The organism is Marinomonas sargassi, from assembly GCF_025716875.1.
Lineage (GTDB): Bacteria > Pseudomonadota > Gammaproteobacteria > Pseudomonadales > Marinomonadaceae > Marinomonas > Marinomonas sargassi.
This window is the reverse complement of sequence record NZ_JAOVZB010000006.1, coordinates 178,103-204,481: the sequence shown is the minus strand read 5'-3', so window position 1 is coordinate 204,481 and position 26,379 is coordinate 178,103. Positions and strand designations below refer to the sequence as shown.

24 protein-coding genes are annotated in these 26,379 nt (G+C 41.0%); 18 read left to right on the top strand and 6 right to left on the bottom strand.

All coding sequences use genetic code 11. From position 1 onward, the window contains the following. Nucleotides 1-110 precede the first annotated feature (110 nt). Nucleotides 111-1,670, top strand: coding sequence for an FMN-binding glutamate synthase family protein (locus OFY17_RS13510; protein WP_263531266.1), 1,560 nt, complete (start codon nt 111-113; stop codon nt 1,668-1,670). 46 nt (nt 1,671-1,716) lie between these two features. Here the strand turns inward: OFY17_RS13510 and dxs are convergent, their stop codons facing one another. The 3 genes from dxs to OFY17_RS13495 are packed head-to-tail and all read right to left on the bottom strand — an operon-like array spanning nt 1,717 to nt 4,760. After that, nucleotides 1,717-3,588, bottom strand: a complete 1,872-nt coding sequence (dxs, locus tag OFY17_RS13505; RefSeq protein WP_263531265.1) for a 1-deoxy-D-xylulose-5-phosphate synthase — start codon at nt 3,586-3,588, stop codon at nt 1,717-1,719. Between the two features lie 51 nt (nt 3,589-3,639). Beyond that, nucleotides 3,640-4,521, bottom strand: a complete 882-nt coding sequence (gene ispA, locus OFY17_RS13500; protein ID WP_263531264.1) for a (2E,6E)-farnesyl diphosphate synthase — start codon at nt 4,519-4,521, stop codon at nt 3,640-3,642. Then, on the bottom strand, nt 4,521-4,760 hold the full coding sequence (locus OFY17_RS13495) for an exodeoxyribonuclease VII small subunit (RefSeq protein WP_263531263.1): 240 nt from the start codon (nt 4,758-4,760) through the stop codon (nt 4,521-4,523). Before OFY17_RS13495 ends, ispA begins: the two co-directional genes overlap by 1 nt. A gap of 173 nt (nt 4,761-4,933) precedes the next feature. On the opposite strand from OFY17_RS13495, the gene pomA reads away from it, so the two are divergent. The 5 genes from pomA (at nt 4,934) to OFY17_RS13470 (ending at nt 9,262) form a co-directional block, all read left to right on the top strand. After that, entirely contained in the window at nt 4,934-5,689 is a 756-nt protein-coding gene (gene pomA, locus OFY17_RS13490; RefSeq protein ID WP_263531262.1) for a flagellar motor protein PomA, read from the top strand. A 23-nt stretch (nt 5,690-5,712) separates the two neighbouring features. After that, nucleotides 5,713-6,705 (top strand): MotB family protein, encoded by a 993-nt coding sequence (locus OFY17_RS13485; RefSeq protein ID WP_263531261.1) that lies wholly within the window; start codon nt 5,713-5,715, stop codon nt 6,703-6,705. 133 nt (nt 6,706-6,838) lie between these two features. Beyond that, nucleotides 6,839-7,639 (top strand): 4-hydroxy-tetrahydrodipicolinate reductase, encoded by an 801-nt coding sequence (dapB, locus tag OFY17_RS13480; RefSeq protein WP_263531260.1) that lies wholly within the window; start codon nt 6,839-6,841, stop codon nt 7,637-7,639. A 138-nt stretch (nt 7,640-7,777) separates the two neighbouring features. Then, nucleotides 7,778-8,863 carry an amidohydrolase gene (locus OFY17_RS13475; RefSeq protein ID WP_263531259.1) on the top strand — a complete coding sequence of 362 codons (1,086 nt, stop codon included), beginning with the start codon at nt 7,778-7,780 and terminating at the stop codon, nt 8,861-8,863. A gap of 45 nt (nt 8,864-8,908) precedes the next feature. After that, the gene (locus OFY17_RS13470) at nt 8,909-9,262 is read left to right on the top strand and encodes a thioredoxin family protein (RefSeq protein WP_263531258.1); all 354 of its coding nucleotides are present in this window, start codon (nt 8,909-8,911) and stop codon (nt 9,260-9,262) included. Between the two features lie 139 nt (nt 9,263-9,401). Here OFY17_RS13470 and OFY17_RS13465 read toward each other — a convergent pair whose 3' ends face one another. Next, on the bottom strand, nt 9,402-11,039 hold the full coding sequence (locus OFY17_RS13465; RefSeq protein WP_263531257.1) for a methyl-accepting chemotaxis protein: 1,638 nt from the start codon (nt 11,037-11,039) through the stop codon (nt 9,402-9,404). A 455-nt stretch (nt 11,040-11,494) separates the two neighbouring features. Between OFY17_RS13465 and OFY17_RS13460 the strand changes: the two genes are divergently transcribed. The 7 genes from OFY17_RS13460 (at nt 11,495) to OFY17_RS13430 (ending at nt 18,379) form a co-directional block, all read left to right on the top strand. Next, entirely contained in the window at nt 11,495-13,399 is a 1,905-nt protein-coding gene (locus OFY17_RS13460) for a PhoX family protein (protein WP_263531256.1), read from the top strand. A 194-nt stretch (nt 13,400-13,593) separates the two neighbouring features. Beyond that, nucleotides 13,594-14,529: a 2-hydroxyacid dehydrogenase gene (locus OFY17_RS13455; RefSeq protein WP_263531255.1), complete on the top strand. Its 936-nt coding sequence runs from the start codon at nt 13,594-13,596 to the stop codon at nt 14,527-14,529. A 47-nt stretch (nt 14,530-14,576) separates the two neighbouring features. Next, complete coding sequence (locus OFY17_RS13450; protein WP_263531254.1) at nt 14,577-14,924, top strand: 5-carboxymethyl-2-hydroxymuconate Delta-isomerase; 348 nt, start codon at nt 14,577-14,579, stop codon at nt 14,922-14,924. A gap of 19 nt (nt 14,925-14,943) precedes the next feature. Then, nucleotides 14,944-15,921 (top strand): phospholipase A, encoded by a 978-nt coding sequence (locus OFY17_RS13445; RefSeq protein WP_263531253.1) that lies wholly within the window; start codon nt 14,944-14,946, stop codon nt 15,919-15,921. 129 nt (nt 15,922-16,050) lie between these two features. Continuing rightward, nucleotides 16,051-16,620 (top strand): hypothetical protein, encoded by a 570-nt coding sequence (locus tag OFY17_RS13440; RefSeq protein ID WP_263531252.1) that lies wholly within the window; start codon nt 16,051-16,053, stop codon nt 16,618-16,620. Between the two features lie 155 nt (nt 16,621-16,775). After that, complete coding sequence (locus OFY17_RS13435) at nt 16,776-17,291, top strand: phosphatase PAP2 family protein (RefSeq protein WP_263531251.1); 516 nt, start codon at nt 16,776-16,778, stop codon at nt 17,289-17,291. Then, nucleotides 17,288-18,379: an MJ1255/VC2487 family glycosyltransferase gene (locus OFY17_RS13430; RefSeq protein WP_263531250.1), complete on the top strand. Its 1,092-nt coding sequence runs from the start codon at nt 17,288-17,290 to the stop codon at nt 18,377-18,379. The genes OFY17_RS13435 and OFY17_RS13430 overlap by 4 nt, the downstream gene beginning before the upstream one ends. A 33-nt stretch (nt 18,380-18,412) precedes the next feature. On the opposite strand, the gene OFY17_RS13425 is transcribed toward OFY17_RS13430, so the two are convergent. Next, nucleotides 18,413-19,333, bottom strand: coding sequence for a dienelactone hydrolase family protein (locus OFY17_RS13425; protein ID WP_263531249.1), 921 nt, complete (start codon nt 19,331-19,333; stop codon nt 18,413-18,415). A 291-nt stretch (nt 19,334-19,624) separates the two neighbouring features. Between OFY17_RS13425 and folM the strand changes: the two genes are divergently transcribed. The 3 genes from folM (at nt 19,625) to OFY17_RS13410 (ending at nt 21,465) form a co-directional block, all read left to right on the top strand. Further along, nucleotides 19,625-20,347, top strand: coding sequence for a dihydromonapterin reductase (folM, locus tag OFY17_RS13420; protein ID WP_263531248.1), 723 nt, complete (start codon nt 19,625-19,627; stop codon nt 20,345-20,347). A gap of 68 nt (nt 20,348-20,415) precedes the next feature. After that, a complete protein-coding gene (gene folE / locus OFY17_RS13415; RefSeq protein WP_263531247.1) occupies nt 20,416-21,102 on the top strand; it encodes a GTP cyclohydrolase I FolE in 687 nt (228 codons plus the stop codon). A 90-nt stretch (nt 21,103-21,192) separates the two neighbouring features. Then, nucleotides 21,193-21,465, top strand: coding sequence for a hypothetical protein (locus OFY17_RS13410; protein WP_263531246.1), 273 nt, complete (start codon nt 21,193-21,195; stop codon nt 21,463-21,465). A gap of 41 nt (nt 21,466-21,506) precedes the next feature. On the opposite strand, the gene OFY17_RS13405 is transcribed toward OFY17_RS13410, so the two are convergent. Then, a complete protein-coding gene (locus tag OFY17_RS13405; RefSeq protein WP_263531245.1) occupies nt 21,507-22,424 on the bottom strand; it encodes an AraC family transcriptional regulator in 918 nt (305 codons plus the stop codon). 235 nt (nt 22,425-22,659) lie between these two features. Here OFY17_RS13405 and exaC point away from each other — a divergent pair, with 235 nt between their 5' ends. Both exaC and OFY17_RS13395 read left to right on the top strand, forming a co-directional pair. After that, nucleotides 22,660-24,177 (top strand): acetaldehyde dehydrogenase ExaC, encoded by a 1,518-nt coding sequence (gene exaC, locus OFY17_RS13400; RefSeq protein ID WP_263531244.1) that lies wholly within the window; start codon nt 22,660-22,662, stop codon nt 24,175-24,177. A gap of 462 nt (nt 24,178-24,639) precedes the next feature. Next, nucleotides 24,640-26,211, top strand: a complete 1,572-nt coding sequence (locus OFY17_RS13395; protein WP_263531243.1) for an inorganic phosphate transporter — start codon at nt 24,640-24,642, stop codon at nt 26,209-26,211. Nucleotides 26,212-26,379: the final 168 nt, after the last annotated feature.

Sequence of the window (26,379 nt, the reverse complement as noted above, 5' to 3'; positions counted from 1 at the left end):
TAAGTAATCTTTTATTAACTTTCTTTGTTTTCTTGTGCCATATAAAAGAAGACTCTTTCCTGTTATCTGAAAAGCATTATTAGAGATGTGATCTCATTATAAGGGCTGTTATGGACTATTTATCTTCATTAGCGACATTTGTTATTCGTTGGAGTATTTTGATATTTGTTGCTCTTATTTTAGTGACGATTGTTTCAGTCTTCATTATGTATTGGATCGATAAGCATCAAACTAAGCATACGATTAGACGTAATTACCCTGTTGTTGGCCGGTTTAGGTATATCTTTGAACATATGGGAGAATTTTTTCGACAGTACTTCTTTGCTATGGATAGGGAAGAGCGCCCCTTTAATAGAGCAGAGAGGGCATGGGCCTATCGTGCTGCGAAAAAAGTGGATTCTACAATTGCTTTTGGCTCAACACGATCCTTAGAAACACCCGGTGATGTATTTTTCTTAAACAGCCCCTTTCCAACACTGGATGAAGATGCTCTGCCGCCAAAAGAAGTCTGTATCGGTGAATTTACAGCAAAGAAGCCATACCGTACTCGCTCTGTTATTAATATTTCAGGTATGAGCTACGGAGCGTTATCTAAACCAGCGATTCAAGCCTTGGCTAAAGGTGCCAAAAAAGCGGGTATCTGGCTAAATACAGGAGAGGGTGGTGTATCACCTTTTCATTTAGAAGGTGGTTGTGATCTTGTCTATCAAATCGGAACGGCAAAGTACGGCGTTTGCAATGCAACAGGACAACTCGATGATGAAAAGTTGAAAAGCGTTGCCAAGCACGAAAATGTACGAATGTTTGAAATTAAAATGAGTCAAGGGGCAAAGCCAGGCAAGGGAGGTATGTTGCCTGGGGATAAGGTAAGCAAAGAGATCGCGGCTATTCGAGGAATTCCCGAAGGGCAAGATTCAAACAGCCCAAATGGTCATAAAGATATTAAATCCGTTGATGATTTATTAAATATGATACATAGGGTTCGACAAGTTACCTCTAAGCCTGTTGGTTTTAAAATGGTAGTGGGTGACTTAAGCTTTTTTAACGAGTTGTGCCAACTGATTCATCAAAAAGGCATAGACTACTGTCCAGACTTTATCACTATTGATAGCTCGGACGGCGGTACTGGAGCTGCTCCTCAGCCTCTAATGGATTATGTGGGAATGAGTCTACGAGAGAGTTTACCCAAGGTTGTCGATATCGTTACCTCTTATGGGTTACGTAAGCATATTAAAATTATCGCATCGGGCAAGCTGATTGTGCCGGGTAAGGTGGCTTGGGCTTTAAGCGCAGGAGCAGATTTTGTTGTTTCTGCACGAGGATTTTTGTTTTCGCTGGGTTGCATTCAGGCATTACAGTGCAATAAAAATAGCTGTCCGACAGGGATCACTACTCACAATAGAGACTTGCAGCGGGGGCTTGTACCTGAAGAAAAATCGGAGCGAGTGGCAAACTACGCAACCGAACTACTGCACAGTATCGGTATGATAGCCCATTCATGTGGTGTTCCTGAGCCAAGGGGCTTAACAAGATGTCACGTCAGAATAATAGAAAATCAAACTCACTCTCAGCTATTTTCTGATATGTGTCCAGAACAGGAAGTGCAGCCAGAATACATCAATATCATGCCAATAGCTGATACCACGGTGCCAGAGGAGCGTTTGCAATAGCAAGATTCCAATGCAAGGGTCTAAGCAATTAAAAATAGTTAGGCAGTTAAAGGCAATTAAGCTTAGCCTTAATTGCTTTTTCAATTCCTTCAGTGTCTAATCCAACACGCTTTAGCATTGCTTTGTGACTTGCGTGCTCTTCGTATTTATCGGGCAAGCCAATATGTAAAACAGGGGTAAGAATATTGTGGTTTTGCAAGAATTCGCTCACAGCTGAGCCTGCTCCGCCCATGATGGCATTTTCTTCTACCGTGACTATAAGTTTTGCATCTTTATGGTGAAGCAATGCCGTTTTATCAAGAGGTTTCACAAAGCGCATATCAAGAAGAGTAGCGTCTAGATTCTTCGCAGCCTCTAAGGCCGCATAAGTGGGTGCACCAAATGCACATATTACTGTTCCAGATTTACCCTCATGAAGAGTCCGAGACTTGCCTAATTCTAATGTTTGTAAACCATCAGAAATAGTTACCCCAGGACCATTCCCTCGAGGATAGCGAACAGCCGCAGGCCCTTGGTAAAAATAACCTGTTTGCAGCATTTTTCGGCATTCGTCTTCGTCTGAAGGTGCCATGACCACCATGTTTGGAATACAGCGAAGGTAACTTAAATCGTATGCTCCAGCATGAGTTGGACCATCTTCACCCACTAATCCAGCTCTATCTATAGCGAAAAGCACATCAAGGTTTTGCAAGGCTACGTCATGAATTAATTGGTCGTAGGCGCGTTGTAAAAAGGTTGAATAAATAGCAACCACTGGCTTTAAACCATCACACGCCATACCTGCCGCTAATGTCACTGCGTGTTGTTCCGCAATGGCAACATCAAAGTAACGTTTTGGGAAGCGGTCAGCAAAGGCAATGAGGTCCGAACCTTCTTTCATGGCGGGAGTGATGGCGACGAGCTGATTGTCTTGCTCTGCAGCATCACATATCCATTTGCCAAACACGTTACAATATTTAGGCAAAGAGGGTTTGTTTGTTACGGGAGCCGGCTCAATTTTATTAATAGCGTGGTAGCCAATAGGGTCACCTTCAGCAGGCTCGAAGCCTTTGCCTTTCTTGGTGATGACATGAAGGAATTGAGGCCCTTCACGGTCTTTCAAATTAGCAATAGTCTGTACTAGATGGTCTAAGTCATGACCATCAATTGGACCAATATAGTTAAAGCCTAATTCTTCAAACATCATTCCAGGTGAAACCATTCCCTTCATGTGTTCTTCCGCTTTACGTGCGAGTTCTAATGCGGATGGTAGTCCAGAAAAAACCTTATGGCCGCTTTTACGAATATTATCGTAGGTTTTACTTGCCCAAATACGAGCAAAATAACTAGATAATGCGCCTACAGGCTTGGAGATAGACATTTCATTATCGTTCAGAATAACCAGCATGTTGGCTTTGACATGGCCTGCATGGTTGAGTGCTTCAAAGGCCATACCTGCGGACATAGCGCCATCGCCAATTACAGCAACGGCTTTTCGCCCTGTTTCAAGTTGCTGTGCTGCTAGAGACATACCTAATGCAGCGCCTATGGATGTACTAGAATGACCGACACCAAAAGTATCGTATTCACTCTCGTCGCGTTTTGGAAAGCCCGAAATGCCATCTTCTTGACGAATTTTCAGTAATGCATCACGACGGCCAGTGAGAATTTTATGGGGATAGGCTTGATGGCCTACATCCCAGACAATACGGTCGTCAGGAGTGTTGTAGATATAATGCAATGCAACTGTTAGCTCTACAACGCCTAGTCCAGCGCCAAAATGACCACCTGTTTGCCCAACACTATATAGCATGAACTCACGAAGTTCATTCACTAGCGTAGGTAATTGCTCTTTGCTAAATGTTCGCAAGTCAGCTGGTGTATTGACCTGATCCAGTAATGGTGTGTCAGGTCGTGAGGTTGGTATTTCTTCAAACATGGGCAAAGGCTTGATCGCAAATAAGTTAATTTTGAAAAGCGGCTAAGTATATCAGTGGTTACGACCAATAATATAGTTTGCAAGTTCAACTAAAGGTTTCGCAGAGTCACCAAAAGGTGATATCGCGTTTATTGCTTGGTCGTTTAGCTGTTGAGCAAGCTTCTGAGCCCCTTCTAAACCTAATAGTTTAGGATAAGTTGGTTTATCCGCATCTTCGTCTGAAAACTGCTGCTTGCCGAGTGTTTCCGTATCGCTCGTTATGTCGATGATATCGTCCTGCACTTGGAAGGCTAGACCAATGGCATTGGCATAGGTATCTAATGCGTCAAAAACTTTCTGATCTCTCATTCCTGTACTAATAGCGCCCATTCGAACACTGGCACGAATTAGTGCACCAGTTTTATGTAGGTGCATTTGTTCTAGAGCTTGGATATCAAGGTTTTTACCAACATTGGACAGGTCAATCATCTGACCTGTTACCATGCCATGGCGGCCTGAGGCTTTAGCCAGCTCTTGGATAAGCGATAATTGGGTAGTAGGCTGCTGAAGTTCATTATTACTTAGCAATTCAAAAGCAAAGGTTTGTAGTGCATCGCCCGCTAGAATGGCGGTCGCTTCATCATATTGAATATGACAGGTTGGCTTTCCTCTGCGTAAATCATCATCGTCCATGGCCGGCAAATCATCATGAATCAGCGAGTAGGCATGTATTGATTCAAGAGCGGCTGCGCTGGCATCCGTTAGATTATTGACATCAGAGAATAGTGACGCTGTTGCATAGGTCAGCATAGGTCGAATGCGCTTTCCGCCGTTAAAAAGGCTATAAAACATCGCTTCCTGAAGTGCTTTGGCAGGTGCGTATTGATGGAGATTCTGATGGAGGTATAAATCTACTCGATTACGAGCATATTGAGAAAAAACGTCTAAAGTCACTAATTAGATTCCGGTTCAAAGTTTTCTAAATGTTCACCGTCTTGCTTTTCCAATAAGATCTGAACTTTTTGCTCTGCTTTTGTCAGTACGGATTGGCATTCGTTACTGAGTTTAACACCTTTTTCAAAGGCTTTTAGAGCTTCTTCCAAAGAAAGCTCATTAGATTCGAGTTGGGTGACTATTGAATCTAACTCAGTTAGGTTTTCTTCAAAGTAATGAACACTGTTTTTACGCGGCATGAATAGTTACTCTTAAATAAAACTCAGTTTGACTAGTAAAAAGTTGAAACGTTGAGACAATTAATTATATAAATTATAAAAAATACACAAGAAGATTTATTGTTAGTCTTGCTTTCGTATAGAATCATATACCTTCATTGTACGCATTATAGCTTTTTTATTGGGAGACGTGTGTGGATATCGCAACGTTATTAGGACTTGTTGGAGCGTGTATCGTCGTAGGTGCTGCGATTGTACTGGGTGGCTCTGCAGGGATGTTCGTCGATGTAACCTCGATACTGATTGTATTGATTGGTTCTACTTTCGTAACTTTGATGCAATATCCACTAGGGCAATTTCTTGGAGCTGGTAAAGTTGCAGGTAAGGCCTTTATGTTTAAAAGCGTTCCTGTTGACGCTCTAATCGACGAAATTTACGGCCTTGCCGATGAAGCGCGTAAAGGCGGCCTGCTGTCTCTAGAAGGTAAAGAAGTTAGCCATCCTTTTTTATCAAAGGGTATTCAAATGCTGGTGGATGGTCATGATAGCACCGTGGTCAAAAACCAGCTCTCTAAAGACATGAATCAAGCTTATGCACGACACAATGGTGGTGCGAAAATATTTAAAGCGTTTGGTGATGTTGCTCCAGCAATGGGGATGATCGGAACGCTAGTAGGTTTGGTACAGATGCTTGCTAACATGTCTGACCCTGCAGCGATCGGCCCTGCGATGGCAATCGCCCTACTAACAACACTCTACGGAGCCATGGTTGCGAATATGGTGTGTTTGCCGATTCAGGCCAAGCTAAATGCTCGTGCAGATGAAGAACTTATTTGCCAACAATTGATTCTGGATGCCTTAGTTGCCATTCAATCGGGTCTTAACCCTCGAGTATTGGATGGTGCACTTAAGACCTATATGCCTGAAGGTAAGCGACTTGAGCGTGAATAATTTAGTTATAAGCGGATTCGATAATGAGTGAAGAAGCAGAATCAGACTGTCCAGAATGTGTTGAGGGCTTACCAGCCTACATGGGAACCTTCGCGGATCTCATGTCTTTGCTATTGTGTTTCTTCGTACTGCTTTTGTCATTTGCTGAAATGGACGTCACTAAGTACAAACAGATTGCTGGTTCTCTGAAAGTCGCTTTTGGTGTTCAGCGTGATATACGTGCTGAAGAGGTACCTATGGGTACCTCGATAATAGCGCAAGAATTTAGCCCTGCTCGTCCAGAACCTACCCCTATCAATGAAGTTAGGCAAAAAGTCGATACTACACCTGAGCATACCTTAGAAGTTTTGTGTAGCCCTGGTGAAGCAGAGCTCAAAGAGCAAAGTGATTCGGGTTCTCCATCCCCTGTTGATTTTGTCGATAAATCTCAAGCCGATATTACGAAAGAACAAAAGATTCAAGAAACAGAAGAAGATGCTCAACAAATAGCTTCTGTATTGCGTGAAGAAATCTCTAAAGGAACGGTAGAAGTTGAAACTCAGGAAGAGACAATTACGATTCGGATCAAAGATCAGGGAGCGTTTGAATCTGGTTCCGCTGAGTTAAGTTATGACTTTATTCCAGTTATCGACCTTATTCGTGAAATTTTGGTCGAGGTGCAGGGTAGTATTTCAGTGGAAGGGCACACAGATAATATACCGATAGATAGTGCTCGTTTTGGTTCAAACTGGCAGCTATCTTCTGCCCGGGCTATCTCTGTTGCTGAGGAGCTATTCCTTTCAGACCGACTCGAAGAAAGTCGATTTGGTGTGACTGGGTATTCTGATACGCGACCTCTAGTTCCTAATGATACCCCGAGAAACCGTGGCATAAACCGTCGAGTTGAAATCGTGATTAACCAAAATGACCAACCTCGCCCTGTGGTTCGTCAAACCGTAGACGATTTACCTCTTCAAGGTGACCTTGAATTTGATGAGTCGCTATTGGATGAGTTATCTCCAAATCAGATTTTCTAAATATAGGGTCTCATTTTTAAAGGAGCTTCGGCTCCTTTTTTATTGCCTGTCGACTTCTTAATTTTTTTAAGGGCTGAGATTAAAGTGATTTTTTGTTATTGTGTTCACAGATAAAATTGAGGAAGTAAGTAAAATGCGAGTAGCAGTGATTGGCGCATCTGGGCGCATGGGTAAAAATTTAATTTCAGCAATCAAAAGTGCTGAAGGGGTTTCATTAGGCGCCGCTATCTTAAAACCGGGTAGTAGTTTAATTGGAGCTGATGCTGGTGAAATAGCAGGCGAAGGCAAACTTAATGTGGCTGCGGTAGCGTCATTACAAGACTGCGTAAACGATTTCGATGTATTAATTGATTTTACAACACCAGAACTTACCTTAGAAAATGCTGCGTTTTGTGCTCAACATAATAAAGCGATTGTGGTTGGTACAACAGGTCTAAATGATGATGAAAAAGCTAAATTGACTGAGGCTTCTTCTGCATCGCCAGTTGTTTTTGCTCCGAACATGAGTGTTGGTGTTAATTTAACGCTTAAATTGTTAGCTACAGCCGCGGAAATTTTGGGTGATGATTACGATGTAGAAATTGTAGAAGCCCATCATAAACATAAAGTTGACTCACCATCAGGCACAGCGTTGCGTATGGGTGAAGTAGTAGCAGATGCTCTTGGTCGTGACCTTAAAGAATGTGCTGTATATGGACGAGAAGGCCAGATAGGCCCTCGCACTCAAAAAGAAATTGGCTTTGAAACTATTCGCGCCGGTGATGTTGTCGGTGAGCACAGCGTTTGGTTTGCAACAGAAGGTGAGCGTATTGAGATTGTTCACAAGGCTAGTAGCCGCATGACCTTTGCAAAGGGTGCTGTTCGAGCAGCGAGCTGGTTAGAAGGTAAGGCTGCAGGTATGTATGATATGCAGGATGTTTTAAATCTTAAGTAATTCCTTTTCTACAAAAAATGGCCGCCTTCGTCGCGGCCATTTTTTTGCGTGGAAAACTTCATTTTTTCAGTATGGAGCTTTGAGTAAATAGCTTTTACTGATAACGTGGATTGACACATATAAGCTGCGAGTAAAATAATGCGTATAGGTTTTTATATCTTCTTCATAGCTTTCTTGACTGGGTGTACATCTCCAACAGAAAGCAACACATATCGTGGCTTAGCCTCGTTTAAAGAGGAATCAGCTTGCTATGATAGGACAACAGAACCCTATACACCAGTTGTGGATACCCACCTTCATTACCGACCATTCAACGGTAAGGCGATCCCTTTTGAAGAGGTGAACGATTACCTTCGCCGTACTACAGTTCGTTTTGCTAATGTCTATGGCATTGGGCAAATGCTGCCACCTAATTCCACTTGTCTTAATTATTCTAAGTGTCCTGGGGTACCTGTATTGCCCACTACTCGAAATGATTTAGTTAATGCTGCCAATATGGCAGAGAATCCTCCAAACGACTTACATCTTACCTTGTCTATGACCTTTACTGATTTATCCAACCCTGAGTCGACGATTGCATTAATGGAGTTGTATGAAAAAGAGTACCCAGGCTTTTTTCATTGGATGGGTGAAGTGAACCTAGTGAAGCAGGCTCAATTTAATAATCAACATGTTGCCGCCACCCCTGAAAATATCAACCAATGGGCTGATTTCATGACGGCGCTTAGGCTGCGTAACGATCCTATTACTATTCACTCTGATATCGGTAATGATGATGAGCCAACTCGTTATCTTTATCTAATGGAGAAGGTATTAGATACCTATCCAGATAATAAAATTGTATGGGCGCATATGGGACTTTCGTATGAACAAATACGCTTAAGAGCAGAAGAACACATCGATATTTTATCTCGATTGTTAAATAAACATCCTAACTTGATGCTAGATATTTCATGGCGCCTCTTAGACGATTACTATTTCAAACGCCCGTCGAATCAAAGTGTTTATATTGATTTTCTGAATAAGTATTCTACTCGTATATTACCCGGCTCTGATTTTGTTGCTTTTAAAGGTAATTCCTATGAGATATATCAACAAGAGCTCAAGGCAACCAGTCGAATCTTACAATACCTAGACGATGATGCATTCCGTCACATTGCTTTAGGCGATAACTATTTTAAATTATTAAAGCTAGACTATCAGGCGCCTCAGGTATGTTCTTAATTTACTACTATGGGCTTATATGCTGTGAACTTGAGGAGGAATTTCATGCAGGAAAATGGCTTTGAAGTTGTAACCTTAGGTTATAGCGCTGACTTTTTAGAAAAAACTCCAAAAGTTGAGGGTCTTACCAGAATGTCTGGTTGGGCTTTGTTAGAGTTTGGCACGAACTGGTGTGGGTATTGTAAAGCGGCTCAGCCCTTGCTCTGTACAGTTATGGAGTCTTATCCCAAGTTACCTCATATGAAGGTATTTGATGGTAAAGGTAAGAAACTGGGCAGACAATTTAAAGTCACACTATGGCCTACGCTTATCCTGCTAAAAGACGGAGAGGAGAAAGGCCGCCTTGTTCGTTTTGTATCTCCTGATCAGATACAGGATTTATTATCTATAGTCGTTTGAAATCAGGTTTGAAGGAAGGAGAGAAGGGGGCCAAGTGCTAGCTCCCTTTAAACCATAGAAAAAGAATACCTTTCATAGGTCAAAAAAGAAGGCCAATAACGTCAGGTTAATGGCCTCCTAGCATTTCTATTATGTGCCTTTAAAGTTTAAAGGTTGACATAACTTCCTTAGCTCTTTCTGATGTGTCCGCAAGAACAACACTGGTTTCGTTGTTTTTCTGAACTTGTTTGCTAGCTTGAGCAGAAAGATCAACGATTTTTTCATTTAGCTGCGTTAGTTTGTGCATGCCTTCACTTTGCATGTTAACGCTCTGAATAACCGTATTACTTGCATGATCGATATCATCTACTGAGTTAGCAATCTCTTGTAAATACTGAGTGGTCAGAGTGATCTCTTCCGTCGTTTTCTGCGATTGCTTATGACTTTCAGTAATACGAGACTCTGCTTCTTTAGCACCAGCCTGAAGCTTGTTAATCATTGCTTGAATTTCATCTGTCGATGCTTGAGTACGACTGGCTAGACCACGTACCTCGTCGGCTACGACTGCGAACCCTCGGCCTTGCTCACCTGCACGTGCAGCTTCTATCGCAGCGTTAAGTGCTAGTAGGTTAGTTTGTTCAGCAATCGCACTAATCACATCCAATACAGAACCAATCGTTTGCGATTGCTCAGCGAGTTGAACTACCGTATTTAAGCCACTTTCTAGTTCAAGAGATAGCTTCTCAAGGGATTGTACCGTTTGGGTAATAGATTCTTGTCCAGTACGTGTTTTTTCAACTGTATTGTGAGCAGAGGCAATAGTAGATTTAGTCGTTTCTATCACTTCATCTTTGAAGTTGTCCACTTCTGTGATGGTATCTGCCATTTCAGTGAACATGACTTCACGCTCTTGAGCTATTGCTTTTGTTTTACCAGCAACAGACCTTAACTCTTGGCTTTTGCTTTCTACCTCTAAGTTGAGAGCGACTGCCTCGGATAAAGTGTTAGTTAATCGCTCAATGAATATGTTGTAGTAAGAAGCAATTTTAGTCAGCTGGTCATTACCTGCTTCTGGTAAACGTGCTGTTAGATCGCCATCACCATGGGAGATATTTTCCATCGCAGCTTGTAGCTGAGTAATAGGGGATATGATGGAACGTACAATCACAATGGAGAGTAGTAATGCGATAATAATAATGGCACCACTTAGTAGGCTAAGCTTGATTGCTTCGCTTTTAAACTGTGTATCTACGTCATCTAGGTAAACACCAGAGCCAAGAATCCACTGCCATGGCTCAAACCCTTGCACATAAGAAATTTTCTCTACAGGAACATCACTACCAGCTTTTGGCCATAAGTAATCTACGTAGCCTGCATCTTGAGCTTTTACTACGCGAATAAACTCAGGGAAGATGGTTTTACCATTTTTATCCTTAAGTGTTGCGAGGTTCTTGCCATCAAGGGAAGGATTGGCAGAATGCATTATCATGTTTGATGAGTAGTCATTGATCCAGAAGTACTCATTACCTGAGTAGCGAGCTTCTTTGATTGCATTCATTGCAAAGTTTTGTGCTTCTTCTCTAGTTAATGCGCCGGACTGCTCTAGTTTATAAAAGTGCTTTATTGCTCCCGAAGCTGTTTCAACAACGAACTTAGTCTGAGAGTATTTCTCATCCAGTAGCGACTGTTTGTTACTTGTAATTGCAAGGTAGACTACAAAGAGCAAACCTAAAGCAAAGAACAGAACTAGACTTGTTAAGCGTGAATTTATTGGGGTCTTACGTAGGCTATTAATCATTATTGTGGCCTCTGTTTATAGGGTTGGTCTTCTGAAGATTCTTTATAAATAGCTAAGATATTAATAAAACTATTAAAATTCTTTATGTCCCTATAGTTTACATTTTTTATGCTTATGAGCCAGTGTACTTTAAGTAAATTGGTTAATTTATTTATTTTTAGTCTATTTCTTTGCTTTTGACCATGCCTAAGTACTCTCGAAATATTATTTCTATAATATCAATATGCGTTTAACCAATGCTTTTTTGCTGTTTTTCTCTTGGGTTATTTAGTTGCCTGAGTTAGGTCAGTATTTATGTTTATCTAGATACTCTTTTCGCCATAAAAACGTCACTTTTTTGTCATCTTGGCTCATTAGACTCTGCCCTAGTCTCTTTTGCAGGAGAGATGTTTTTCATTCCATGTATGACCACTTCCCTTGTGAAGAAGTGGGTCTGAATAATATAGGGCAGTATTATGAGTATTAAACAAAGAGATGAATTGAGCTTCGATGAACTAGATGAGCTGGTAAGACCGGCACCAGAAGTCGTTGAATTTGAGCAGGTTGCGAATTCGATGGTTTCTCGTCGTGGCTTCTTAGGTGGTGGTGCCGCTGTTGGCGCAAGCGCTTTTGTTATGGGCTCTACAACGCTAGCGACAAGTAGTGCATTGGCAGCAGGACATAAGCATTCGCGCCTCGCATTTGAAATGGTGAAAGCAAATGCTTTGGACACAATTACTGTGCCAAAGGGCTACAAGTGGGACGTATTAGTATCTTGGGGCGATCCATTATTTAGTAATGCGCCAGCGTTGGATACTTCAACGGGTGGTACAGGTGCCTCACAAGAATTAGCGTTTGGTGACCATAATGATGGCATGGCGTTATTTTCACATAACGGTCGTCAAATTCTTTGTGTTAACAACGAATACACAAATCGTAAGACTCTACACATCAATCGTACTGATGGTGTACCAACAACAGCAGACGACATTCGTAAAAGTAAAGCAGCACATGGTGTTTCTATTGTTGAAGTTGCGCAACGTAATGGTAAGTGGGGCATTGTTCAAGACTCATCTTATAACCGTCGTATTACAGTTGATACAGATATGGATATTACTGGTCCTGCTCGTGGGCATGACTTATTGAAAACAAAAGCAGATCCAAAAGGTGTAACTTCTAAAGGTACTTGGAATAACTGTGGTAATGGCCAAACACCTTGGGGTACTTATTTAACTTGTGAAGAAAACTTTAACGGTTACTTTTCTTCAAGTGATGAAGGTTTTGAACTAACGTCTGAAATGAAGCGCTATGGTATTAGCCATAAAGATTGGGGTTACAAATGGGCCATGGCAGATTCTCGTTTTGATGTATCTCAAGAGCCAAACGAACCAAACCGTGCAGGTTATATCGTTGAGATTGATCCGCTTAATCCAACTGCTCGTCCTAAAAAGCGTACAGCCCTTGGTCGCTTTAAGCACGAAAACGCAGAGTTGACGATTGCAGCTAATGGTCATGTTGTTGTGTACCTAGGTGATGATGAGCGAGGCGAGTTCTTATATCGCTTTGTTTCTAAGCATAAGTATCTTGCAGGCGGTAATAACCTTGATTTACTGGAAGAGGGAACACTGTACGTTGCTAAATTCCATGATGATAACCGCGGCGAATGGTTGCCTTTAACACCAAAGACAACAGGAATGACAGAGGCAGAAATCTCAATCCACACTCGTGTTGCCGCATCTAAAGTGGGTGCAACAACGATGGATCGCCCTGAATGGGTAGCGTCTAACCCGAATAAAGTAGAAGTCTACTGTTCGTTAACTAACAATAAAAACCGTGGTGTTAAACCAAATGCTGGCGGTGATGAAACACCAGCGAGTGGTCCAAACCCTCGTGTTAAGAATAATTTTGGCCAGATCGTTCGTTGGACGCCAATGAATGAAGATCATACAAGTACTGAGTTTAAGTGGAACCTATTTGTATTAGCGGGTAACCCTGCTGTTTATGACGATGCTAATGCAGGTTCTTCAAACATCACTCAGGACAATATGTTTAACTCTCCTGATGGCATTAAATTTGATTCTAAAGGCTTACTTTGGATTCAAACAGACGGAAACTACTCTAACCAAAAAGGCTTTGAAGGTCAGGGTAATAACCAGATGTTAGTGGCTGATCCAGAAACAGGTGAGATTCGTCGCTTCCTTGTTGGCCCTAAAGAGTGTGAAATCACAGGTGCCGCTTGGAACCCTGAACGTACCACTATGTTTATTAGTGTTCAGCACCCTGGCGAAAAAGGTAACTCACACTGGCCTGAAGGTGGTCAATCTGTACCTCGCTCCAGTGTGATTGCCATCTCAAGAGAAGATGGTGCTGTGATAGGTTAAAACCTCATTTCGAAAACTTGAAAAGGCCGTTATGACGCAAATTGTGTCATAGCGGCTTTTTTATGGGAGGTTTATTTTAGATAAGTTGTTATATATCAAATGGAAATACTTATTATATTTTTGAGTTTTTAGATGTGTATTTTATAGGCTGGCTGTAGAGTAGAGAGTATTGTCGTTAGCAGGATGTTATATAGATGATTCCTTTTATTAGTCGCCTCAGTTTAGCTGAGCAAAATGAATGGGTTAGGCTTTTATCGACTATGATGCCGGAAGAAGAAATCATAGCTTTTTCAAGTTTTACTGAAGCTCAAAAACAAACCGTAGATGTTGCGATTGTAGCTAACCCAGATCCTCAAGACTTACTGGCTTTACCTAATTTAACTTGGGTGCATAGTGTATGGGCTGGGGTAGAAAAAATGGTTATGGAATTACCGTCCCCTTCTTTTCATATCGCCCGCCTTGTAGATCCTAATCTGGCTTTTACTATGTCAGAAGCTGTATTAGCTTGGACATTATATTTACATAGAGATATGCCCCAGTATCGCTTTCAACAAAAGCAAAAACAGTGGTGTCAGCAACCTATGGTACTGGCGAAAGAGCGTCGTATTGGAGTTCTTGGTTTAGGGGAGCTTGGTTTAGTCAGTGCTAAGCGATTATCTGATAATGGATTTTCAGTACAGGGTTGGAGTAGAGGCCCAAAGTCTATAAAAGGTTTAACTAGCCATTATGGTGATGATGGCTTGATCACGCTATTGTCCCAGAGTGATATTCTAATTTGCTTACTGCCTTTGACGCGAGAAACGACTCATATTCTAAATGCAGAGAAGTTCTCTTATTTACCAGAGGGAGCAAGTATTATTAACTTTGCCAGAGGCCCTCTCATTGATGACAAGGCACTAATAGAAAAATTAGAAACTAGGCATTTGAGCCATGCGGTATTGGATGTGTTTGATAAAGAGCCTTTAGTGGATAATCACCCATACTGGGAGAATGAGTATGTTACTGTGTTGCCTCATATTTCTGCGCCTACACATCCAGAAAGTGCCAGTCGAATCGTTGTGAGTAATATTCGTCGTTATCGCAAACAAGGAGTATTGCCTACTCTTGTCGATTTGCAACGCGGTTATTAATCATTATTTTTTCATAAAATAGAAAATTTAGCTGAAAGGAGTTTAATGTGCCCCATTGTATTATTGAATACAGTCAGAATACTGAACAAAAGATACCTGTCTCAAATATTATGGAAGAAGTGAAAGTAGCTTGCATTCGCTCAAGCCTTTTCTCTCCAGAAGACGTAAAAGTAAGAGCATTTGCTTGTAATCACTTTGTAGCTGCAGGTGAAGAGGAAGGTTTTATTCATGTGACTTTGAAAATATTGTCTGGTCGTACAGCTGAACAAAAGAAGTCGCTGTCGAGTTTAGTATTAGATAACTTAGTTGGTCTTAATTTCCCCCAAACCATTTTGAGTGTGGAAGTGTGTGATATAGACAAAGCCTCTTACGTTAAAACTAAAGTATCACCTTAACCTTATAAGGATAGATTAGATGAAAATCATCGCTTGTTTAGTGATGTTATTGCCCTGCTTTGCAATAGGGGAAACTGGGTTATCTGAAGAGGCTCAAACAGACAGTAAAGTGACTCAGTCTGATTCCATAGCGGAAGAGTCTAGTATTTATCCCACAGAGCCTGAGATACCTGAATCTATTTCAGTGCGTGCGCAAGAAGCTCAGGGACTATTAGAGCAACGGATTAGGCGTGAAGCGGCAACGGTTAATAATCCTTTTGTATTAACTCCTCACAAACCGAATTACTTCCTACCTATTGCTTACACCTCTAGCCCTAATGACAGGGCTTTTTTAGGTGAAGATGATTCTGAGAATTTACAAAGTGTTGAGTTTAAATTTCAGCTCAGCATGAAATTCCCTATTGCGTGGGATGTGGCTGGTCGTAATAGTAGCCTATGGTTTGCTTATACTCAGCAAGCCTATTGGCAGGCTTACAATAGCGATATCTCGGCTCCGTTCCGGGATACCAATCATGAGCCAGAAATCTTTGTCGTGACTCAGCCGAAAAAAGGTATTTTTGGCATAAAACCAAGCTATGTAAGTTATGGGTTTAATCACCAGTCTAATGGCCAATCAGGTGATTTATCTCGATCATGGAACCGTTTTTATATGGATTTTGTTTTTGAAACGGAGAATACGGCTTTTTCTATTAAGCCTTGGTACAGGGTGCCAGAGAGTTCCTCTAATGACGATAATCCTAATATCGAAAACTACTTTGGTTATGGTGAATTTAATGTCATACATGTAATAGATGATTACAGTATTGATGTGATGTTTCGAAATAACCTAAAAGCGTCCGATAATAGAGGGGCTATTCAAGTTGGTTTCACCTTTCCTTTATGGGGAAAAAGTAGAGGATATCTGCAGTACTTTAATGGCTACGGGCAGTCTTTATTAGACTTTGATCATCATACTCAATCTTTAGGTGTTGGAGTGATGTTAACCAATTGGTTATAAGTGTTTGAAGTTGTGGTTAAAGTCATTTTGGCGACTATTATTCATTGTCATTAATTTGTAATGTTTTTTTCATGTTTCTGTCATTTTTAGCTCTTAAAGTGTTCGTAAATCTAACTAAGGAGTTCAAAAATGAAATTGAAGTTTTTACCCGTTGCGACAAGTTTAGTTGCACTAACTTTATTAACTGCTTGTGGTACTGAAACGGTTAAAAAAGACGTTGTTGAGCCTGTTGTTGAAGCGGTTTCTTTAAACAATGTTGATTTGTATGAAGTTCATCATGAAGGTCGCATCTACATTTTTGACGATCGTGATGTATACAAAGAGTTCTTAACTGTTGGTGAAACTTCTTACCGTAAAGTTCGTATCGGTGAAGGTCCAAAAGGCGAAACAATTGTCTTTGGTTTGACGAATGAAGATAAAAAGAAGCAATCAGGTATCGCTTCTGTTGATATGTACGATGGCAAACTAGAAGGCGCAGATGCTTTTTATGGCGAAATGCGCGTTGAAGGCCGTATCTATGTATTTGGTTCTTTAGAAGAAATGGCAAATGCTCGTCTTGTTGGCGAAGTACCATTACGCTATACAGACATTGGTGCAGGCCCAGAAGGTGAAACCGTTGTATATGCATTGAACAGCAGCAACAAAAAAGTAAAACCTGAAGCTATGATTGCTTTGTTCAAAAAAATGAACGATATGTAAGCTTATATTTTAGGTAATATTCAAAAATGCCCCGCTCATTGAGTGGGGCATTTTTGTTTGTTCGTCTGTCATCTATTTGTCATCTAATTGAAATGGGGGTGACATTATTCTCATTTATGTTGAAAGGATGAAAAACAATATGATGAGGGATCAAGATGAACATACTTCAAAATATTCATGCATTTGATGTACAAGCTTTTTATTGGTTTATGGCACGTAAGCACAGGGCATTACTCACGCGTATTGGCCGGGCTATTTCATTTACGGCAGACGGTCCTCTATATGTTGCTGGTGCTTTGTTATGTGTGATGACCGGCTATGAAATGCTGGCATTAGTGCTAACGGTTGGTTTCCTTCTTGAGCGTTGTATATATTTTATTTTAAAACGAAGCTGCAAGCGCAATAGACCGGCTGATATTTTGGATGGCTTTCGAAGTTATATTATTCCATCCGATCAATTTTCATTTCCTTCTGGCCATACGTCAGGCGCCTTCTTTGTTGCTTATTGCCTTTCAGAGTGGTTCCCAGCTTTTAGCTTTATTTTATATTTTTGGGCAGTAAATGTTGGCATGTCACGAATCTTTTTAGGTGTACATTTTCCAACAGATACTGTTATTGGAGCACTGCTAGGTAGTGCTTGTGCGGCCTTTATTATAGGAGTGTTAATATGAAGGTATTATATGGCGTACAAGGGACGGGTAATGGTCATATAACCAGAGCAAGAGCCATGGCGGCAGAATTTTCAGCCGCTGGAGTAGAAGTAGATTATATATTTTCAGGTAGAGACCCAGAAGACTATTTTGATATGTCTGCTTTTGGGGAATATAGGCATTTTAGGGGATTAAGTTTTGTTGCCCGCAATGGCAAACTTGACCTAGGTGCAACGTTATTTAAAGCTAATCTTTTTCAGTTATATAAGGATGTTTGCTCCATTGACACCCGTGGCTATGACATTGTTATTACTGACTATGAGCCTGTTGTCGCGTGGGCAGCAAAACAACAAGGCATTGCTTGTATCGGCTTTGGTCATCAGTATGCCTTTGTTCATGATATTCCTCGCTATAAAAAGAACCGAGTAGCCCAATGGATTATGTCTAATTTTGCTCCCGCAACAATGCAGCTTGGATCTCACTGGCATCATTTTGGTCACTCAATTTTGCCTCCTCTTATCCATGAAAAAGAGTTGAGTAATGCACCCGACGAAAAGAATGTATTAGTGTATTTGCCATTTGAGAACAGTGAAGCTGTTTTTGATTGGTTAGAGGCTATTCCAGAATATCATTTTCGTTTTCATTGTAAGGATATTGACCCCGGCCTTTATGGAAATGTAGAGGTTTTCCCATTTAGCCGTAATGAGTTCCAGAAAAATCTTAGTGAATGTGCTTCCGTTTTAAGTAATGCAGGGTTTGAGCTGAATTCTGAGGCTCTGCAGTTTGGGCGTCGTATTTTAGTTAAGCCCTTAACTGGTCAAATAGAGCAGCACTCTAATGCGATTGCATTAGAGCTTTTAGGTGCGGCAAAAGCAGCGGATAAGTTGGATTCGAACATCATTAAAGAATGGTTAGAGACCAGCAAAGTAACTTGTATTACCTATCCGAATGTTGCTAAAGCTGTAGTTGATTGGTTACAAGACAATAAAGGAATGAGTCTTTCAGATCTTTGTGATTGCCTTTGGGAGCAAACATTAAATTTGCCCGCTTTTGTTAATAAGCCAGACTTAGTAAAACAAGACACAAAAAGAAAAGGCGCTCTTGCTTAGCATAGAGCGCCTTTAGCGTTTTCTAACTTTTAATTAAGCGCTAAGGTTTTGCTTAAAGAAGTCTACAGTACGACTCCAAGCTAGTTCAGCATTATCTTCTTGGTAACGACCCGTTGAGTCATTGTGGAAACCATGATTGGCTGTCTTATAAATATAGGCTTGGTAATCAACATCATTAGCCTTAAGTGCTTTTTCGTAGTCAGGCCAAGTTGCGTTAACTCGTTTGTCCATTTCAGCAAAATGAAGCTGAAGAGGAGCCTTAATCTTATCAATATTAGTCTTACTTGGCGTACCGTAGTATGGCGCACCTGCATTGATAGTCTCAGGCATATTTGCGACTAGTGCATTAGTTAAGTAGCCACCGAAGCAGAAGCCAACCATGCCGACTTTACCGTTACCCAGTGAGTGGTTCTTAAGCATGGTTGCTGCGTCCATGAAGTCGCCTTCAATCTTGGCTCTATCCAATGTTTTTTGCATTGCACGGCCTTCATCGTCATTACCTGGGTAACCACCTAGAGGGAATAAAGCGTCTGGAGCGAAAGCAATAAAGCCTGCTTTTGCTAAGCGTCTAGCCACATCTTCAATGTATGGATTTAATCCACGGTTTTCATGGGCAACTAATACTGTAGCAGCTTTGTTTTCAGCACTAACATTTTTAGGGACAACTAAGTACCCACGTCCTTTGCCATGACCATTTGGTGTGTCGAATTCAACATAGGTAGCAGTGATGTCAGGGTCGTTGAAAGACACTTGCTCGGCGAGGGCATAGTTCGGTGTAAGTGCTCCAGCGACAACTGAAAGTGTTAGGCCTGCAACGCTTAAGGTGCCTAAGCGAGAAAGAAAAGTACGACGGTCAATGTCACCATGGGCATACTCGTCATACCAGTCGAAGGCTTCTTGGGGAATATCTTGTGCAGATAGGGCTAGGTTGGCTTTGTCTGTCTGTACGCTCATTGTTACTCCTTTATCACTTCTTTATTCATCAGGTAGATGGTTTATTGGTGGTCTAAAACTTAACAAATACACATTTATGAGTAATCTGTTTAAGATTAGTTCAATGAATACGATTAAAAATCATTATTAGATTACTTTATAGAAAATTCACTAAAATATTTTTTGTTTCCTCTTTGTTTTCACTTTGTTTGATCTTTTTTAACTTTTGTCTCGTTAGTTTGTTATGGTGTGATAGAAATCAGTTATTTGTGTTTTTAGTCAATGATTAAGAATATTAGGTTAGGGAATACAATGTTAAACAAAATGCCGGTTTTGATTACAGGCGGAGCGCAGCGTTTGGGGTTGGCTTGTGCAAAGGCACTGGTAAGCGACGGTTACGATGTCGTTATTACCTACAGGACAAAAAGAGAAAGTATTCCTGCTCTAGAAGAAGTAGGCGTGCATTGTATACAGGCTGACTTTTCTACCCATAAAGGTGTCGAGAATTTTATTCAGGAAATCTTAGAAAATTACCAAGGTCTAAGGGCCATTATTCATAATGCTTCTGAATGGCAAACGGAAAAAGAAGTCACTGACCTAGCCGTTTTAATGGAAAAAATGTGGCAAATACATGTTTTTGCGCCATACCGTATTAATCTGGCCTTCGAGCCATTATTATGTGCAGCGAGTGAATCTCTGGGGATGGCTGACATTATTCATATCACTGACTATGTGGTAGAGAAGGGTAGTGATAATCATATAGCCTACGCATCAAGCAAAGCAGGTCTAGCGAATTTGACCCACTCATTTTCTAAGCGTTTTGCTCCACATGTAAAAGTTAACTCTATTGCTCCCTCATTACTTATGTTTAATGAGCAAGACGATATAGAATATAAGCAGAAGGCTCGAAAGAAAATGTTGCTTAGTAAAGAACCTGGAGAACAAGAAGGTGTGTTGTCCATACAGTACTTGTTAAGAAGTCGTTATATGACAGGCAGGACCTTGTCCCTTGATGGCGGTCGGCATTTAGTTTAGTCGCTAAGTGTAGAGCATTAAGAAATATCTTATGACTGTGACAAGGTGACGTCACATAGGAAATTAATATGAAAGCTGAAATCGCAGAACTTACAAATTCAACGCCCATTATATTGTCAAAAGAAGCACAACTAGTAAGAGATGCTTTAATAAAAAGCGGCTTAGAAACGCCAATGATAGATAACGGTCTTAGCACTGAAGAGAAGTATACTCGAATCAAAAGTGCATTTACTGATGTGGTAGAAACTCTAGGGCTTGATTTAACTGATGACAGTTTAGCGGAAACGCCACATCGCATTGCGAAAATGTATGTAAAAGAGATTTTCTCAGGGCTGGATTATAAGCAATTTCCAAAAATTACCGTTATTGAAAACAAGATGAAGGTAGATGAAATGGTGAAAGTGAGCGATATCAGCTTTACTAGCACCTGTGAACATCATTTTGTGACTATTGATGGCCTAGCAAAAGTGGCTTACTTACCAAAGAGTAAGATAATTGGTTTATCTAAAATTAATCGTATAGTGCGCTTCTTTGCTCAGCGTCCACAAGTACAAGAGCGACTTACTCAACAAATCTTAGTAACCTTACAAGCATTATTGGAAACTGATAATGTCGCTGTGAGCATTAGTGCTGTGCACTTTTGCGTGAAAGCCCGTGGCGTGATGGATGCTAGCTCGTCGACACAAACGACAGCATTAGGTGGTTTGTTTAAGAGGAGTGATAAGACCCGCGGTGAATTTTTAGCTCGTAGCTAGGTTTTAGCTTTAATTAACGTATAAAAATAAAGAGCCGCTGTCGGCTCTTTTTTGTATTCTTAACATAATGAATAAGGTGTAATTGTTTCAATGTCAGATAAAAAAACGATTTGGTTTCCTGCGAAAGAAACGGGCATCGGTTGGGCAAAACCTACGGTTTGGCAAGGCTGGTTTGTACAAGTCTCGTACCTGCTAAGTCTGGTGCTTATTAGCTATACAGTAGACCCTAAAGTAGAGTTGTTGTCGTGGAGCCTATGGGCGGCTCTTAGTACAATTGTTCTTATTGTTATCTACTACTTAAAAGGCGAGGCTCCCAACTGGAAGCTAAAGCCGATCGAGAAAGAAAAGCGTAAATTCAAATAACCTTCCTCTGCTCCTATTTACCAGCTTGGTTTGTTTCTTTTTTAATGTTGTCTTTGGGTAACTTGCCTTGGAGATAAGCCAAAATGCTGGTGAAAGCGTCGGCTAAAATGACTCAGACTCTGGTAACCGAGCTCATAGCAAACACTCGTCACTGAACGTTGCTGTTGAAGCTTTTTAAAAGCTTGCTCCATGCGCCGCTGGTGTTGATATTCCAATGGAGTGCAGCCGAGCTGATTTTTAAAGCATTCATAAAATCGACTACGGCTCATGCACGCCATTTTAGCAAGCACATATGAGTCTAATGGCGATGAGAGGTTGTTTTCTATCCAATGAATGACACAGGTTAAGCCATTGCTATCAGGTGCCTGTGCTGAAAATTGTAATAAGGCATTCTTCCCGTGGTGTCTTAATATCCGAGTGACTAATTCATTTACGCCAAAATCGACCAATAAATCTCGGTCAGGATCATTCTGTATGAAGTCGCTGGTTAAACGTTCTAATACCTGCTGTGTTGCTTGAGTATGAATGGTATGTAAATGCTGATGTGGATCAATTTGGATGTCGTGAGGGGAGTGCTGAATAATTTGATCATTCATTCTGTCACATATCTGAGCGACTCTTTCGTCTGATATAGCAATAGTAAGACAAGTCGTAGGTGCATTTCTTTTGGCTTCAGGAAAATCGATAAACACTTCCTCATGGGGAGCCAGAACAAACGATTCGTGGGGAAGAAAAGGAATAGCACTCCTGTCTTTTGTGTGCATTCGCTTCGCACCGCTAACCATGCCGCAATAAAGCATAGAGTCTGCTTTCAAACTGATATTTTCAGCTTCTTCATAAGTATCATAAATACTTAATTCTGCGTGAGGGCCTGCAAAGGCAACACGATTTTCCACTAGCTGTGTCGGTTTCCTTTTACAAGTCTGCAAAATATTTTCAATAGATGACGAATAACCCATTAACACACCTCTCTTATTTTTGTATGTGGCGTGACGAATATATGTTTTCTCATCATCTCTCTTGATTAGTTTTTGGTCAACCATCTTCTTAGTCTGTGTGTGGGTAAGAAAGAAAAAATAGACTAGGGGGCAAGTTTCATGGACGCATAGGCAAGTTATTGAGCGTTTTTTTTCCTAACGTAAAAAGCACAGGGGATCACCCTTTTATAAAAATAAAAACCGTGGAGAAATAATCATGATTTATGCAAAGCCTGGTAGTGCTGATAGTCTTATTAGTTTTCAAAAAGAATATGGCAATTTTATTGGTGGTGAATGGGTTGCGCCTGTTAAAGGCCAATATTTTGATAATGTTAGCCCTGTTGATGGTGAAGTCTTTTGCCGTATTCCTCGATCAACAGAAGAGGATATAAATCTAGCATTGGATGCCGCTCATGCTGCGAAAGCCGATTGGGGGAAGACTTCAGTTACTGCCCGATCAGGTCTTTTATTGAAAATTGCCGATATTATTGAACAAAACCTTGAGATGCTCGCGGTTGCAGAAACTTGGGATAACGGCAAGGCGGTTCGAGAAACACTGAATGCAGACATACCTCTGGCAGCTGATCACTTCCGTTACTTTGCTGGTTGCTTACGGTCACAAGAAGGCAGTGCAGCTGAATTAGATGAACATACCGTTGCATACCATTTCCATGAGCCGTTGGGTGTTGTTGGTCAAATTATTCCTTGGAACTTCCCTATCCTAATGGCAGCTTGGAAACTTGCACCAGCGCTTGCCGCGGGTAATTGCGTGGTACTAAAGCCTGCTGAGCAAACTCCCGTTTCTGTATTAGAACTAGTTAAGCTCATTAAAGATATCCTACCGCCGGGTGTACTGAATATTGTGAACGGTTTTGGTAAAGAAGCAGGTCAAGCTTTGGCGTCTAGTAAACGTATCGCCAAAATTGCTTTTACAGGTTCAACGCCTGTGGGGTCTAGTATTTTGAAATGTGCTGCAGAAAATATTATTCCTTCCAGTGTTGAGCTTGGAGGTAAATCCCCAAATATTTATTTTGCCGATATTATGCAACAAGAAGACGCTTATATTAGTAAGTGTGTTGAAGGTCTAGTTTTGGCATTTTTCAACCAAGGCGAAGTATGTACCTGTCCATCTCGTGCGCTCATACATGAGTCAATTTATGAAGAGTTTCTTCAGCTAGTGATTGAACGTACGAAAACCATTAAACGAGGCAATCCTTTGGATACTGAGACTCAAGTGGGAGCTCAGGTGTCTCAGGGGCAGTTTGATCGCATCATGAACTATATCAATATCGGTAAAGAAGAGGGTGCCGAGCTACTTATTGGTGGAGATATGGCAGCGGTTGATGGACTGAATGATGGTTTCTATATTCAGCCGACTCTTTTTAAGGGTAATAATGACATGCGTATTTTCCAAGAAGAGATTTTTGGGCCAGTTGTTAGTGTCACCACATTTAAGGATGAAGCAGAAGCACTTGCTATTGCCAATGATAGCGAGTTTGGCTTAGGTGCTGGTGTATGGACAAGAGATACTAACCTTGCTTACAGAATGGGCCGAAAAATTGAAGCCGGACGAATTTGGATGAATTGCTATCATCATTACCCAGCTCATGCTGCTTTTGGTGGGTACAAAAAGTCAGGTATCGGGCGTGAGACCCATAAACTGGCGTTAGAGCATTACCAACAAACGAAAAACATGTTGGTGAGCTATGATATTAATCCGTTGGGCTTTTTTTAAAGTCCATACATTTCTTATTTCCGCAAAGTCTCTTTACCTCAAGTGCTTACTGAGTGCTTGGGGTTTTGTGTTTTATAGGGGAGGTAGTTAGTTATTTAAATCGGGATAAGGTAGCAGGAAAAAATAAAAAAGCTCATTGGTAGTAGTGTAAATTCGATTTGAAAACTGAACAAAAAAACAGCAGAAAAGGACTGATTAAGTACTTTTTTTCAAAATGAAAGTGTGTAGAATGGCGCCACGAAATATTTCATTAATATTTCATTAATGTTTCAAAAATATGTCAGGTTCAGCTTTTTATAAAATGCGTTATTTGGAAGAGTGAATTTGAGGGAAGGGGTTATTTTATAGCCCTAAACGCAGAGTACCTTCAGAGCTATTTACCCTGACATTTCAGGTCAAATTGTTTATACCGAGAATCTATAAACATTTGATGCTAAACACACTTAATTTAGAAGAATTATTATGAACCAAGCAAATAACTCTAAAGACGATGCTGGCATTTTAGGTGGGCATGAGTTTGTTCGTGTGCTAATCGCTTTAGCTTTTGTTCTTGTTGCTGGCTATTATGCTAGCAGCAATGGTATGGGCGTCTCTAACTTATCAATACTAGCAATTGCTGCCGCTATTGGTGCTTACATGGCGATTAACATTGGTGCGAATGATGTCGCCAATAATGTAGGGCCTGCAGTAGGGTCAAAAGCGCTCTCGTTAACGGGTGCTATTGTAATTGCCGCTATTTTTGAAGCGTCTGGTGCACTGATTGCTGGTGGAACGGTGGTCGGCACGATCAAAAACGGCATTATCAATCCAAGCGCTATTGGTGATGCTATGACATTTGTTTGGGTCATGATGGCTGCGCTTCTAGCGGGAGCTATATGGCTTAACTTGGCAACCTATCTTGGCGCGCCAGTGTCCACGACTCATTCTATCGTAGGTGGCGTATTAGGCGCTGGTGTTGCTGCTGGTGGACTGGATATTGCGAACTGGGAAAAAATGTCCGCGATTGTTGCCAGTTGGGTAATTTCACCTGTTTTAGGTGGTGTCATTGCAGCATTGTTTTTGATCTATATTAAGCGAGCAATCACTTATAAAAGTGATATGGTCGAGGCTGCCAAAAAGGCAGTTCCTTTACTAGTAGCAACAATGGTTTGGGCTTTTTCGACCTACTTAATCCTAAAAGGGTTGAAAAAAATCTGGAAACTGGATTTTGTTACAGCTGCTATGATTGGCTTCGCAATTGCTTTAACCGTCTACTTTATAGTACGCCCTCTTATTGATAAGGCTGCTCAAGGCCTTAAAAATGATAAGGATGCAGTCAATAGCTTATTTACCATTCCGCTTATTGTTTCTGCTGCCTTGCTTAGTTTTGCTCACGGTGCAAATGATGTAGCCAATGCTATAGGGCCTTTAGCGGCTATAAATGATGCTCTGATGACTGGGCTTGTTTCTTCAAAAGCAGCTATTCCTTTATGGGTGATGATTGTTGGTAGTTTAGGTATTGCTCTTGGTTTAGCTTTATTTGGACCTAAGCTCATTAAGACTGTTGGGTCTGAGATCACCGAGCTTGATAAATCTAGAGCTTTTTGTGTCGCAATGGCAGCCGCGATTACTGTAATTTTGGCATCCCAACTTGGTTTGCCTGTTAGTTCTACGCATATTGCTGTAGGCGGAATTTTTGGTGTCGGTTTTCTACGAGAATATCTAAAGCTGTCGTATGAGAAAAAATTGGAAGCAATTGTTTCTCATTCAGAAAAATCCGGTTTTGATAATGAGCAAACGCAAGCCTTTGTTGAGCGCTTTCAGACAGCAAGTGTTGATGAGAAACGTGCTATTTTGCGTGAACTTAAAGCGTCGCAATCGCCTTCACCGATTTCATCTGCAGAGCGTAAAGGCTTGAAAAAGGCGACTAAGAAAGAGCTGGTAAAACGATCTGCTTTATTCAAAATTGCAGCAGCTTGGGTAATTACTGTTCCAGCTTCAGCATTCCTAGCAGCTATTTTGTTTTATATGCTACTAGGTTTTTCGGTTGCATAACTAGAACCTAATAAAGCGAAATTTTAAAAAGGCCAGATTTTCTGGCCTTTTTTGTGGTTTAATAATTACTCAACTTTTTGTGATTTCTGCCGACTTGATAAGGAAGAGGAGAGAGCTAATACCAATTGGAGGGTAGTTTTAAATAGAGAATGGCTCTTTGACAGAAAT